The sequence below is a fragment of the Yersinia aldovae ATCC 35236 genome (assembly GCF_000173735.1).
GTDB classification, from domain to species: domain Bacteria; phylum Pseudomonadota; class Gammaproteobacteria; order Enterobacterales; family Enterobacteriaceae; genus Yersinia; species Yersinia aldovae.
Map to the genome: position 1 here is coordinate 1 of NZ_ACCB01000003.1, position 12,868 is coordinate 12,868.

A 12,868-nucleotide genomic window follows, 5' to 3' on the forward strand; every position below is an offset into this window, starting at 1 on the left:
GGCGCTCAGCTTACTTCCGATGCCTCAACCGAGCAAGAGGGCTGGCCGGCCCTCCTGCACCTGTGGCTTGCACGAAATATTGTGGTTTCGCCATACCCTCCGGCAGCTTACCGGCTAATCGAACCGGTGCTGACTCGCTCCCAGCTCGACAGCACCTTTCGCCGCGTCCATGCGGCTCATTCGGCCTGTAAACTTTGTCGGCAATATTCCTGATTGCGCTCAAGGTTAACAGAGAGAATCTAAAAGCCTACCCTCTCTTTTATCACCCCAGAATCCCTTTCACTATTTGCACATCCTGAATCCCTAATCCGGTTAAATCCGCTAAGGTAATCTGCTGATCATTGTCTCTGAAAGGTATGCCCTGAGCTAAAACTGTACCCATCTCGGTTAAGATGTGATGCGCTAATAGCCGCTGTTGAAATGCGGATGAAATTTCACCAAATTCAGTACATTGCGCCCATGAATCTACCAAAATTTTATCCGCTTTTGCCACCAGCTCCGGTGCCAGTTCGTGTTTACCTGCGCCATCAGCTCCGACGGCGGTAATGTGAGTGCCGGGCTGAACATCCGTAGCTTGTAAAATAGCCTCCCGGCTAGGAGTGGTGGTGACAATAAACTGACAGTGATGGCCTAACTCCGCAGCATCCAAGGTGGTATTGACTCCAAAACCTTCCTCTTCAGCATATTGGCGGTATTCTTCTAATGCGGTTTCACTGCGCCCCCAAACCCATAGCTGGCGGCATGAAATCACACTTTTCAGATACATCAGGTGTAACCGTGCCTGCATACCGGTACCGATGATACCGATGGCGTTGATATGTTGTGGTGCGCAAAGTTCGGCGACGATACGCCCGGCCAGTGCAGTACGCAAAGCTGTTAGCCACCCCTCATCGAGCAATATCGCTTGAGCCTCGCCTGTAAGGGCGGAAAAGGCCATCATCAGCCCTTGGTTGCTGGCTAGCCCTTGGGCTGGGTTATCATAAAAACCGCCTGAAACCTTCACTACAAACTGGTTATCACCCTGCAAATAGCCACTTTTAATACAGCAATCGCCGTTGGCTTGCTCAAACGATAAATGCTGTACCGGTGGCATTTGTACCTGTTTTTGGCTAAACGCGATAAACCCCTCTTTAAGCAGCAATGTGACGGCATCTGCATCGAATTTGTCGAGAATCTGTTGTTTGTTCAGGATTAGCATTCGCTGATGGCTCCCAGATATTTCTCCAATACGATATTTTTACCACACAGCACCACCGCGACCTTCTTACCTTGCCAATCGGGGGCTAACTTCAGCGCTGCCGCTAAGGCTACGCCGGCGGCACCTTCAATCATCCAGCGGTCAGTGCGGGCAATCAAGCGCATGGCATCTTTGATTTCCTGCTCGCTTATCAACACTTTTTGGTCGATTAACGTCTGGCAAAGCGCGAAGGTAATCGCGCCGGGTTCAACACCACCGGCAGTACCGTCGGACAGGGTTTCTTGTTCAGCCACTTCCTGAACTTGACCATTTTTCAGGCAGGTGTACATGCTAGTGGCATTGGCAGGCCAGCAACCAATCACTTTTGTTTTATCCGATAACGTCTTCAAAACCGTCGCAACTCCGGAAATCAGGCCACCGCCACCGACTGCCACAAATACAGCATCGAGATCCGGTTGCTGCTCAACTATCTCCATGCCACAGGTGCCTTGCCCAGCAATAACCTGTTGATCGTTATAAGGGGAAATATAAACTTTTCCCTGCTGATCCGCCGCGGTACTGGCAGCGAGTTCCGCATTTAAGGCATCCCCAGGTATCAGCTCAATATCTCCACCCAGTGCACGAATAACGTCCAATTTGATAGCTGCCGCCTGCTCTGGTGCATAAATGGTGGATTTCACCCCAGCCAGTTTCCCCGCTAGCGCCATCGCCTGCCCGTGGTTACCGGTAGAGGCCGTGATAACCCCTTTTTGGCGCTGTTCATCGGTTAATAAACGCAGCTTGTTACTGGCTCCGCGAAACTTAAAAGAACCGGTGTGTTGTAAGTGCTCACACTTGAGATAGATCTCGCAGCCACTGTGTTGTGATAGTAACGGGCTGTATTCCAGTGGCGTTACTCTCACTTGTGGGCGTAATACTTGGTGAGCTTCTTTAATCGCATCGAATAAGGTGGTCATCTTGGTTCCTTTATAGTTTTATTTTTCAATAGATTACTTGCAACAAACTGCGGGCAGCCCTCAGGGAATCTGTATGCCATAATGACATACAGATTTAGCAAAAAAACGTTATTGCAACCTAACATAAAAGAGTTGATAGCATGAACATGCAAAAACACGATTTCACACAGGAGCAGCAACTCACCTTTGATCCCAGAAGTCATCAGCTTACCAACATCAATGTCTGGACGCCGGACAGCCAATGGCTGGCTTATGATGTGCGGCCTAATGGCAGTACGTTTAGTGGATTAACGATTGAGCGGGTGAATTGCATAACCGGTGAGATTGAGGTTATTTATCGCGCTCAGCATGGCGCTCATGTTGGCGTGGTGACCGTTAGCCCTGATATGCCAGCGCGCTATGTGTTTATTCACGGGCCAGAACACCCGGATAGCCACTGGCATTATGATTTCCATCATCGGCGAGGTGTGATTGTCACTGAACCAGACAGAGAACTGGCCGTCACGTTGGATGCGATGGATATCAGCCCGCCCTATACTTCCGGCGCATTGCGTGGTGGTAGCCATGTGCATGTTTTTAGCCCCGATGGTAGTCGCCTTAGCTTTACCTATAACGACCATGTGCTACACGAGCGAGATCCGGAGTTGGATTGTCGCAATGTCGGTGTAGCCCTGCCTCTGCATGGTGTCAATCCGCCAAAACAACATCCGCGTGAATATGATGGCAGCCACTTTTGTGTTTTGGTCAGCAGTACCACGCCGACACCTCAGGCTGGAACTGACCAGATAAACCGCGCTTATGAAGAAGGGTGGGTTGGATCGCAAGGCTATCTGAAAGCAGACGGTACCCGCCAGCGTTGGGCATTGGCATTTATCGGTGACACCCTCTCAGCGCAGGGTGAGAAAGTCCCGGAAATCTTTATTGTTGATTTGCCCGAACATGACAGAGACTACGCCCGAGCAGGTGAAAAACCACTGCAAGGAACAGAAACCACACTGCCTGCGCCACCTGCGGGAGTGACTCAGCGGCGGATAACCTGCACCGCCGAACGGCGTTTTCCTGGCCTCACGACCCACCCGCGCCATTGGTTACGCTCATCGCCGGATGGCAGCGCCATTGCCTGCTTGATGAAAGACGATAACGGAATGGTGCAGCTATGGTTGGTTTCCCCCAATGGTGGCGAGCCGCGACAGCTCACATCGTGCCAGGGGGGGATTCAATCTGCGTTTAGCTGGCGGCCACAGGGGGATTGCCTGGCATTTGTGTGTGATAACAGTGTGATGCTATGTGAGAGCCGCTCCGGTCAATTGCACCGCCTGACGGCCCGTAGTGTCGCTACGCCGTTGGCCGATGCGGTCGTGTTCTCACCCGATGGTAATAAAGTAGCATTTATGCGAGAAATAGATGGCTTGGCGCAAATCTTCACTGTGAATGTGTGCTAGCCCCTTAAGGTTATGCTTATAGAGGCTGGTGGGGCGGTGGTTTACTGTATCGGTGCGCTGACCGTCTGTGCCGACTGCTGATTTTGTGCTTCCGACTGGCGGATGCGTTCACGCGGGGAACTGGCCATTTTATCCTCACTGTCCGAGCGCAAGTAATCATACGGCAGTAACAGGGTGTCCATCACTGCGGATAACGGCAAATCTACCGCCAGCAAGGGGCGCAGTGCCCAGCCGGTATTGTCATCTTTAAGCATGGCGACATTGGCTTCAGTGCCGGAGTAATAACCCTGACTGCTGCTGGTGTGGGTCATGATACTTGAACAACCACTAACGAACAGCAATGAAAAACCGGTAACAAAAGGGATAACTGTATTTTTCATTGTTCTTTTCAGCTCTCATTATACCGGGGAGTTACAGGTTACAACTTTCAACCCACCATCTATGCCAGGTTTTGACATGATTTTACACAACCTTACAGACAGTTCCTATGGTGAAAGATTCAGTCTTATGAGGTAAATTTATCTAAGTGTAAGTTATAGCAGCGCATTTATCGAATAATGAAATTAATAAACTTCTTATTAAGATTTTTCTTGTGAACTTTTTTTGATTTTGCTCTTGAAAAGAAGATTACCGACCTCATTTTATTATCAGGTCAGAGAGAATATGCCGACAGGGTATTCAGACCAACAGCCTGTCCAGAATGGAAGGCTTAATACAAAATATGACAACATCCTTGCTAATATATTTAGGAGGCAGTTTTTATGCGTAATTCCGAGCTTGCTCCATTGTATCGCTCAGCTATCGGTTTCGACCGGTTGTTCAATCTATTAGAATCCGGCCAGAACCAGAGTAATGGCGGTTATCCTCCCTATAATGTCGAGTTGGTCGACGAAAATAACTACCGCATTGCGATCGCGGTGGCGGGCTTTGCAGAACAAGAACTGGAGATAGTCACCCAGGATAACCTGTTGATTATTCGTGGTTCTCGTGCAGGTGAACCTGTACAACGGACTTATTTATATCAAGGTATCGCCGAACGTAACTTTGAGCGTAAATTCCAGTTGGCTGAACATATCAAAATTAAAGGGGCCAACTTAGTGAATGGCTTACTGTATATCGATCTCGAGCGGCTGGTGCCTGAAAGTATGAAACCACGGCGTATTGAGATTAAATAATCAGGTTAATAAATGCTTTTCAATAATGTGATCGAGTCACATTATTAATAACTGAGCCAAGCTTGCCGTAATCGGGGGCTGATCGGCTTTCTATTATCTCGCTTCCTGGAAGGAGTTATATTTATGCGTAATTATGATTTGTCACCTTTACTTCGTCAGTGGATTGGTTTTGATAAACTGGCCAGTTCAATGCAAGGCGGTCAGGAGCCTCAAGGGTTCCCGCCATATAATATTGAGAAAACTGATGATAACCACTATCGCATCTCACTGGCATTAGCCGGTTTTAAACAGAACGAGCTGGACATCGAAGTGGAAGGCCCACGTCTGACGGTGCGCGGTAAGCCTGCACCAGTAGAAAGACAGGTTGAATACCTGCACCAAGGCCTGGTACGTAAAGAGTTCTCACTGACCTTTACGCTGGCGGAGCATCTGAATGTCGATAATGCTCAGTTTGACAATGGTTTGCTGCACATTGATCTGCTGCGCCAGGTGCCGGAGGCACTGCAACCTCAGCGTATTACTATCGGTAATGCAGCACCTGCGGAGCGTCAGGTATTGGATAGCCCGGCCGCGACCGAGCACACAGAACAGCAGTAATTATGATGACCGGTGCCTCTGCCTGAGGTGCCGGTAACGAATCCTCCTCTCCTTGTTTTGTCCTTATTAGTATTAAACTTTTCCGTGTTTATTTTTTCACCGGAGAGTTTCCCCACTCTCCGGTGCATTTTGTGGTGTATCCCACATTCAACCGCCTCTCCTTCTGACAGAATCCCTACTAATTGTAAGAATTTAAGGCCACATGTGAATTTCGTAACGTATGGTTTTTGTAGCAACATATGTGACCGACCGGTTTTTAAACTTGGGCAAGGAAGTGATCTATGAGTGCTATCGCCCTCACCGTCAGTATGTTGGCGCTGGTCGCCGTATTGGGGTTATGGATCGGTAATTGGAAGATATATGGTGTGGGGTTAGGTATCGGCGGGGTGCTATTTGGCGGCATTATTGTGGGCCATTTTGCACAAACCTATGGCGTTGTTCTTAACGGAGATATGCTGCATTTCATCCAGGAATTTGGCCTGATTCTGTTTGTTTACACGATAGGGATTCAAGTCGGGCCGGGGTTCTTCTCCTCACTGCGGGTATCGGGGTTGCGGCTTAATTGCTTTGCTATCCTGATGGTGATTGTCGGTGGGTTGGTGACGGCAATTATTCATAAATTATTTGCCGTGCCGCTGCCGATTATTTTGGGCGTGTTCTCAGGTGCGGTTACCAATACACCGGCGCTGGGGGCGGCACAGCAAATTTTGACCGATTTAGGTTCGCCACCCCAGTTGGTCAGCCAGATGGGGATGGGCTACGCGATGGCCTATCCATTCGGCATTTGCGGTATTTTGCTGGTAATGTGGCTGATCCGTTTATTCTTTAAAATCAACGTTGATCGTGAAGCGAAAGAGTTTGATAGCAGTCATGGGCAGAACCGTGAGTTGCTGCAAACCATGAATGTGGCGGTACGTAACCCCAATCTGCATGGATTATCGATGCAGGATGTGCCGCTGCTAAACAGTGATGAAGTGGTCTGTTCCCGCTTGAAGCGCGGTGACTTGCTGATGGTGCCGTTGTCGACCACCGTGATTGAACTGGGTGACTATCTGCATTTAGTCGGGCAGCGCGAAGCCTTGGAGAAAGTGCGACTGGTGGTGGGGGAAGAGGTGGATGTCACCTTGTCGACCTCCGGCACGGCATTACAAACCGCCCGTGTGGTGGTGACCAACGAAGCGGTATTAGGTAAAAAAATCCGCGATCTTAATCTGAAACAGAAGTATGACGTGGCGATCACTCGACTTAACCGAGCGGGTATCGAGCTGGTAGCCAGTAACAGCGCCAGCCTGCAATTCGGTGACATTCTCAATCTGGTCGGTCGTCCGGAAGCTATTGAGGCTGTTTCTGCTGTTGTGGGAAACGCACATCAGAAACTACAACAAGTTCAGATGCTGCCGGTCTTTATTGGTGTCGGTCTGGGGGTATTGTTAGGGTCAATTCCCTTGTTTATTCCGGGGTTTCCGGCGGCATTACGGCTCGGGCTTGCCGGTGGCCCACTGGTGGTCGCACTTATTCTTGGCCGTATCGGCAGTATCGGTAAGCTGTATTGGTTTATGCCGCCGAGTGCTAACCTGGCGTTGCGTGAATTGGGGATTGTGCTGTTCTTATCAGTGGTTGGGCTGAAGTCTGGCGGTGATTTTATCAATACGCTGGTTAACGGCGATGGGCTGGCATGGATTGGTTACGGGGCAATGATTACCGGTATCCCGTTGCTGACGGTGGGGATTCTGGCGCGCATGTTGGCCAAAATGAACTATCTGACACTGTGCGGCATGTTAGCCGGTTCAATGACTGATCCACCGGCATTGGCTTTTGCTAATGGTTTACACCCAACCAGTGGCGCGGCGGCACTCTCTTATGCCACGGTTTACCCGCTGGCAATGTTCTTACGAATCATGTCGCCGCAGATACTCGCCGTGCTGTTTTGGACACTGTAGCTACCCTTTTTCCTTGAAGTTGCAGGGGTGTTAGCTGCACGCACCCACCCGAATCACTTACTTGAGTAAGCTCATCGGGATGTGTTTGCTGGCTGCCTACCTGCAACTCCAATGCCTTTGGGTATGGTTTTTATTTCGTCAGCGACGTCAATGACTAAGTGGAAAGGATAGGCCGAAGAGTAAAGCGTCCGCGCCAAGGATGGCGCGGCTCGAGCCTCCAGGGAAGCTTGTTTTAACAAAAGAAGTATGGCGTCTTTACGATCGACCTGTTCTCTCCACTCATACTCTGTTATTGAAGCTAAGAATGGCTGTTTTACTGCGCTTCCTGAAATGCCAACTCAATCTCTTCGGCCAGAATCGCCACACCTTTTTCGATCTGCTCTGGTGCGGGAACATAGTTCATCCGCATACATTGATGGGTATGCGGCCAGTCATAACCCAAACCGGGGAAGAAATAGTGGCCCGGTACCATCAACACGCCGCGTTTTTTCAGGCGTTGATACAACAGCTCGGTGCTGATTGGCAAATCTTTAAACCACAGCCAGAGGAATATCGCCCCTTCCGGTTTGTGGATCAGGCAACGTTCTGGTGGCAAGTATTTGCGCACAATAGCGATAGTTTGCTGTACCCGCTCAAAATAGAATGGCCGGATAACCTCGTTGGATAATCGCAATAAATCACCGCGCTCAATCATTTCGGCGGCAATCGCTGGCCCCATGCTGCCCGGTGATAAGCTGATAATGCCATTCATATTGGTGATAGCCGAAATCACTTTCTCATCGGCAATCACAATTCCGCAGCGCGAACCCGGCAGACCCAGTTTCGACAAGCTCATGCACAGAATGATATTCGGATTCCACAACGGTGTTGCATCGGAAAAGATAATGCCAGGGAACGGTACGCCATAAGCGTTATCAATTAATAGCGGAATGTCATGCTGCTGGGCGATAGCATCAAGGCGAATTAGCTCTTCGTCGGTAATCACATTGCCGGTCGGGTTGGTCGGCCGCGATACACATATCAGGCCAATATCATCGCTAATGTTGAGGTGTTCAAAATCGACGTGATATTTGAATTGCCCTTCTGGCAGTAATTCGATGTTCGGTTTGGCAGAAACAAATAAATCTTCGTCCAGCCCGGCATCGGCATAACCGAGATACTCTGGTGCCAGTGGGAATAGCACTCGACGGCGGGTGCCATCAGCGTACCGGCCAGCGAATAAGTTAAATAAGTAGAAAAATGCGCTCTGACTACCATTTGTCAGTGCAATATTCTGTGGCTCAATTTGCCAACCCAGCTCGTCGCGCAGCATTTTTGCCAGCGATTTTAGCAGTAAATCCTTACCTTGTGGCCCGTCATAATTACACAATGCCTCGGTCAATTGGCCGCGTTCCAGCATCTCCTGACACAATTGCTGGAAGTAGGCATCCATCTCTGGAATATGGGCCGGATTGCCACCACCAAGCATGATGGAGCCTGGTGTTCTCAGGCCATCGTTGAGGTCATCCATCAGTCTGGTAATACCCGCGTAGCGGGTGAATTTATCGCCGAAAAGTGAAAACTTCATAAATGAAAATTTATTGTTATCCGTAAGTGAACAAGCACCATACTCGCAGATAAAAGCGGACGCAATGCGGAAGTTTTTCTTCCTTTCATGTGAAAATAGCGACAAAAAGCACTATTGCGGGATAATACACTGCGCTACTCTTTTTTGCCCCCCCAAATTGCCACTATTTTATCTGCTGGATACTGACGGATAAAATCATATTAATCAGTATGTTGCTGAGTATTTTGAATGCCTGAACCGATCGCCGGGTGATGGTCGCTGAATTGACTCACTTTCTGCCAATGCGTCAACAGTGCGCCTTTTTCTCCTGTTAGTTCGTTCCAGTTCATATCCGAACGGGTTCCTTACGGGGAGTCTGATCCGGTGGGGCGAACTCTCGACCACTTTCATCACCATAGAATAGCGCAAAATAAACGGTGGCATTTTGCCCGCTAAAGGGCGTGCCTGTTGGGTTCGGGCTGACTCAAGAAGCAGTAAACCCCCGCTATAGGGAGGAGGGCTGCGGTGGCGGGTTTTTAGCCTGCGATCAGGCCCGTGGATGTGTTTAAACTTGCTTTAACACCTGTGGATTCACGCAGTTTTCAGTGACGGTGCCGGTCAGTGCGGCAATCAGGTTATTCACGGCACTGGCTGCCATGTTGTAACGGGTTTCACGCGTGGCGGAGCCAATATGAGGCACGGCAACCACATTGCGTAACTTGAGTAATGGTGAACCTACCGCCAGCGGTTCTTGCTCAAACACATCTAACCCGGCGGCGTGGATCGTGCCATCTTGCAGCGCAGCAATCAGCGCTTGCTCATCCACCACCGGCCCACGGCCAGTATTAATCAGAATTGCACTGGATTTCATTTTAGCTAATTGGTCACGGCCAATCATATGGTAAGTCTGCTTGGTCAGTGGCAGGGTGATACAAAGGAAATCCACTTCCTCCAATAAGGTATCCAATGAACAATGGCGCGCACCAAAGCGCTGTTCGGCTTCTTCGTGTGGCCGGCGGCTGGTGTACAATACTGGCATGTTGAAACCAAAATGTGCGCGTTGCGCCAGTGCCAATCCAATCCGGCCCATACCAAGGATACCGATGGTTTTATGATGAACATCAACGCCATACCAGTCATCTCCAATGCTATCCTGCCACTCACCGGCTTTTACGCGCTCGGCTAATTCTACGACCCGACGTGCACAAGAGAGTACCAGCGCCATCAGGGTGTCAGCGACGGTTTCCGTCAGCGCGGTTGGGGTATGCATCAGCAGTACGCCACGTTGGTTTAGGGCATCAACATCAACGTTGTCATAACCGACAGAAATGGTTGAAACGGCACGTAAACGCGGTGTGAGCTGTAAAAAGTCGTGATCGATTTTTCCACCAGAACCGATAAGCCCCTCCGTTTGTTGCAGCGCAGTCAATAGCTCCGACTGATTATCCGGTGTTAAACCATCAAAGCTGTTTACGGTGAAATGTTGTTCTAAACGCTGATGCAGATCGGTAGGAATACTTTTGTACAGAACAATAGATGGCTTCATTGCAACCTCAATGACTTTGGGTAAATAAGATTAAGATTTAAAGCCAGCATACCAGCGAATACCAATGCGGGATCAAGCACTAATCTGCACCATCATGTGATGGCGCATGAAAAGCCAACCCACTTTGGCAGGTTGGCTGCCGTGTTTTATAGCGCGTCACTGCGGGTTCTGGTGTTAACCACAACTGATTCTGGGCGGATAGCAGCACAACGTAGCGCGGTAATGATGGCGAGAGCTGGCGCAATGGCATACAGGGTAAACAGCCAGTGGGCTGTATTCTCTGCGCCAATGACACCGCCGGGGTCATTCAGGCCAGACAGGTTCGCGACCATGCCTGCCAGCGCTGCGCCTACTGCGGTGGCAAACATCTGCACCGTGGTAATCGAGGCTCCGGCGATATCCTTATCTTCTTCCGCTGCCACTTGCAAAATGCGCGTCAACAAGTGTGGCCAGCCGAAACCGATACCAAAACCCACCAATGTCAGTGCGATTGCGATCGGGGCCATATGTGCCCAACCGCCGACTGATCCTGCTGGCATCAGCATAGACAGCACCACTAATCCCACCAATACAATGATGGGGCCGCTGATAATCGCCCAGCGAATACCCGCTTTTTTCCAACCGGCACTCATTACTTCAGATATTGTCCAGCCCGCAGCCATAGCGGCAGCAATATAACCAGAAATCAACGGTGATTGGCCGTGCAGGGTTTGCAAGAAATAAGGCACAAAAATCTCACTGGTCATACCGATCACCAATAATGAAATAGTGATATAAAGTGCCGCCAGAGGGGAGTTGAGGCGCAGGGCATCTCTTGGCAGTAAACGCGAGGTGGCGCGGGACTCGATACGCAATAACAGCAGCAGCAGCAGGGCTGCCACCACCATCCCCGCGATATTGGTCAGCCCACTATTGGCAATGCTGCTGGCGGAAATGGTCAGCACAATTGCCGTCAGCAGCACTAACTGCGTCACTGGCAGAGTGGCGGTAGCGGCAGTGCTGGCACGGCCCGCTGGCAGAATGCGCCAGGTAAAAATGGCATAAATCAGTGTGATGGGCAGTAATGTCCAAAAAGCGAAGCGCCAGGCATCCAATTCAGCAAAAATCCCGCCAATTGCCGGGCCAATCAGCGTGGCAACCCCCCACATGCCGGAGATGAGCGCCATTGCTCGCGGCCATAGCGATTGCGGGAAAACCAGATTAATCATGGCGTAAGAAAGCGCAAACAGGAAACCGCCGCCTAATCCCTGAACGGTTCGGCCCACCAACATCAGCGGCATATTCGGTGCCAGCGCACACAGGGCGCTGCCTAACATAAAAGCTAATGAAGCCACAAGATAGGCGCTGCGCGGGCCGTAACCACTGAGTAAACGGGCGGAAAGGGCGGAGCCGAGAATGGATGCTGTGACAAATAATGTGGTGTTCCAGGCGTACAGATTCAGCCCACCGATATCCAACACCACCGAAGGCAGAATGGTCGTAGCAATATAGATATTGATCGCATGTAACACTACGCCACCGGATAGTGCGATCGCAAAAGCCGCATTTTTACCGGAAAACAGGTCACGCCAACGGCTTGCATCATTTATTATCACGTTTCTTTCCTGCCAGAAGTCTGGTTGTTGAGTTAGTTTCATTGTTACGATAAAGTTAAACAAGTTAATTCTTGGAATAACTTAGGCCAGTCAGCAATAATAAGTCAAGCATATGCTTGGAAAATAGAAAGTGAACCGTCATTGACCAGAGATAAAACGCATCAATAACGCCGGGGAAGATATGAATACCGACCATACTACCAGTCAGCCGCAATCTGTCGGTGAACGCCTGCTGATGCTGCTCAAAACCCGTGGCCCACTGCAAGCGAGTGATGCCGGAAATATCCTTGGTACCACCGGCGAAGCGGCGCGCCAGCAGTTTGTCAAATTGGCGAAAGAGGGGCTGGTGGTGTCTGAGGCGCAAACGCGCGGGGTGGGCAGGCCGATCCAGTTATGGCGATTAACCGAGGCCGGTAACGTACGTTTTCCTGATGCGCACGGTGAATTGACCGTGCAACTGTTGCGTTTAATCCGCACGCAATTGGGGGAGAGTGCTTTGGATGCGCTGATCGATAGCCGTGAGCAGGAAACGTGCAGCCAATATTGTCAGGCGATGGTGGGAATCAGCAATGTCGCGGAGCGCGTCGAGCGGTTGGTGGCTATCCGTAGTCGTGAAGGGTACATGGCAGAATCACAGGTGGAAGCCGACGGATCGTTGTTATTAATTGAAAATCATTGCCCGATTTGCGCGGCGGCCACTCATTGTCAGGGTTTTTGCCGAGCAGAGTTAGCGGTGTTTCAGCAGGTACTAGGGGTGCCCGTCGAGCGTGTGGAGCATATATTATCCGGCTCCCGTCGTTGCACTTATCGTATCAAGCTGGAATAATTATGATGACCGGAAGGTTGTCACCATGAAGAGAATGCGGATAAAAC

At 50.3% G+C, this 12,868-nt stretch carries 11 protein-coding genes and 1 pseudogene; 5 read left to right on the forward strand and 7 right to left on the reverse strand.

Translation table 11 applies throughout. The features are described from left to right. Positions 1-262: 262 nt before the first annotated feature. Positions 263-1,198 carry an ornithine cyclodeaminase family protein gene (locus tag YALDO0001_RS02170; protein ID WP_042839289.1) on the reverse strand — a complete coding sequence of 312 codons (936 nt, stop codon included), beginning with the start codon at positions 1,196-1,198 and terminating at the stop codon, positions 263-265. Then, the gene (locus YALDO0001_RS02175; protein ID WP_004699501.1) at positions 1,192-2,154 is read right to left on the reverse strand and encodes a threonine/serine dehydratase; all 963 of its coding nucleotides are present in this window, start codon (positions 2,152-2,154) and stop codon (positions 1,192-1,194) included. Before YALDO0001_RS02175 ends, YALDO0001_RS02170 begins: the two co-directional genes overlap by 7 nt. 140 nt (positions 2,155-2,294) lie before the next feature. Between YALDO0001_RS02175 and YALDO0001_RS02180 the strand changes: the two genes are divergently transcribed. After that, positions 2,295-3,596 carry a YidR family protein gene (locus tag YALDO0001_RS02180; RefSeq protein WP_004699502.1) on the forward strand — a complete coding sequence of 434 codons (1,302 nt, stop codon included), beginning with the start codon at positions 2,295-2,297 and terminating at the stop codon, positions 3,594-3,596. Between the two features lie 41 nt (positions 3,597-3,637). Here the strand turns inward: YALDO0001_RS02180 and YALDO0001_RS02185 are convergent, their stop codons facing one another. Beyond that, positions 3,638-3,976: a YceK/YidQ family lipoprotein gene (locus YALDO0001_RS02185; protein ID WP_004699503.1), complete on the reverse strand. Its 339-nt coding sequence runs from the start codon at positions 3,974-3,976 to the stop codon at positions 3,638-3,640. A gap of 381 nt (positions 3,977-4,357) precedes the next feature. Here YALDO0001_RS02185 and ibpA point away from each other — a divergent pair, with 381 nt between their 5' ends. The 3 genes from ibpA (at position 4,358) to YALDO0001_RS02200 (ending at position 7,308) form a co-directional block, all read left to right on the forward strand. Then, a complete protein-coding gene (gene ibpA / locus YALDO0001_RS02190) occupies positions 4,358-4,771 on the forward strand; it encodes a small heat shock chaperone IbpA (protein WP_042547371.1) in 414 nt (137 codons plus the stop codon). Between the two features lie 123 nt (positions 4,772-4,894). After that, complete coding sequence (ibpB, locus tag YALDO0001_RS02195) at positions 4,895-5,368, forward strand: small heat shock chaperone IbpB (protein WP_004699505.1); 474 nt, start codon at positions 4,895-4,897, stop codon at positions 5,366-5,368. Between the two features lie 281 nt (positions 5,369-5,649). Then, positions 5,650-7,308: a putative transporter gene (locus YALDO0001_RS02200; protein WP_004699506.1), complete on the forward strand. Its 1,659-nt coding sequence runs from the start codon at positions 5,650-5,652 to the stop codon at positions 7,306-7,308. Between the two features lie 313 nt (positions 7,309-7,621). Here the strand turns inward: YALDO0001_RS02200 and YALDO0001_RS02205 are convergent, their stop codons facing one another. From YALDO0001_RS02205 to YALDO0001_RS02215, 4 genes and pseudogenes are all read right to left on the reverse strand, one after another. Then, positions 7,622-8,875, reverse strand: a complete 1,254-nt coding sequence (locus YALDO0001_RS02205) for a valine--pyruvate transaminase (protein ID WP_004699507.1) — start codon at positions 8,873-8,875, stop codon at positions 7,622-7,624. 134 nt (positions 8,876-9,009) lie between these two features. Continuing rightward, positions 9,010-9,278 (reverse strand): annotated as a pseudogene (locus tag YALDO0001_RS20615) (alpha-amylase); the annotation flags it as partial. A 141-nt stretch (positions 9,279-9,419) separates the two neighbouring features. Beyond that, positions 9,420-10,400, reverse strand: coding sequence for a glyoxylate/hydroxypyruvate reductase GhrB (gene ghrB, locus YALDO0001_RS02210; RefSeq protein WP_004699509.1), 981 nt, complete (start codon positions 10,398-10,400; stop codon positions 9,420-9,422). Positions 10,401-10,546: 146 nt separating this feature from the next. Then, positions 10,547-11,989 carry an MFS transporter gene (locus YALDO0001_RS02215; RefSeq protein WP_042839320.1) on the reverse strand — a complete coding sequence of 481 codons (1,443 nt, stop codon included), beginning with the start codon at positions 11,987-11,989 and terminating at the stop codon, positions 10,547-10,549. A gap of 187 nt (positions 11,990-12,176) precedes the next feature. Between YALDO0001_RS02215 and YALDO0001_RS02220 the strand changes: the two genes are divergently transcribed. Further along, the gene (locus tag YALDO0001_RS02220) at positions 12,177-12,821 is read left to right on the forward strand and encodes a helix-turn-helix transcriptional regulator (RefSeq protein ID WP_004699511.1); all 645 of its coding nucleotides are present in this window, start codon (positions 12,177-12,179) and stop codon (positions 12,819-12,821) included. Positions 12,822-12,868: the final 47 nt, after the last annotated feature.

What these genes read in the sequence shown, in the direction of transcription:
- YALDO0001_RS02205 (WP_004699507.1), bottom strand. Translation starts at nt 8,875, where the DNA reads ATGAAGTTTTCACTTTTCGGCGATAAATTCACCCGCTACGCGGGTATT.
- ibpA (WP_042547371.1), top strand. Translation starts at nt 4,358, where the DNA reads ATGCGTAATTCCGAGCTTGCTCCATTGTATCGCTCAGCTATCGGTTTC.
- YALDO0001_RS02175 (WP_004699501.1), bottom strand. Translation starts at nt 2,154, where the DNA reads ATGACCACCTTATTCGATGCGATTAAAGAAGCTCACCAAGTATTACGC.
- ghrB (WP_004699509.1), bottom strand. Translation starts at nt 10,400, where the DNA reads ATGAAGCCATCTATTGTTCTGTACAAAAGTATTCCTACCGATCTGCAT.
- ibpB (WP_004699505.1), top strand. Translation starts at nt 4,895, where the DNA reads ATGCGTAATTATGATTTGTCACCTTTACTTCGTCAGTGGATTGGTTTT.
- YALDO0001_RS02170 (WP_042839289.1), bottom strand. Translation starts at nt 1,198, where the DNA reads ATGCTAATCCTGAACAAACAACAGATTCTCGACAAATTCGATGCAGAT.
- YALDO0001_RS02200 (WP_004699506.1), top strand. Translation starts at nt 5,650, where the DNA reads ATGAGTGCTATCGCCCTCACCGTCAGTATGTTGGCGCTGGTCGCCGTA.
- YALDO0001_RS02180 (WP_004699502.1), top strand. Translation starts at nt 2,295, where the DNA reads ATGAACATGCAAAAACACGATTTCACACAGGAGCAGCAACTCACCTTT.
- YALDO0001_RS02185 (WP_004699503.1), bottom strand. Translation starts at nt 3,976, where the DNA reads ATGAAAAATACAGTTATCCCTTTTGTTACCGGTTTTTCATTGCTGTTC.
- YALDO0001_RS02220 (WP_004699511.1), top strand. Translation starts at nt 12,177, where the DNA reads ATGAATACCGACCATACTACCAGTCAGCCGCAATCTGTCGGTGAACGC.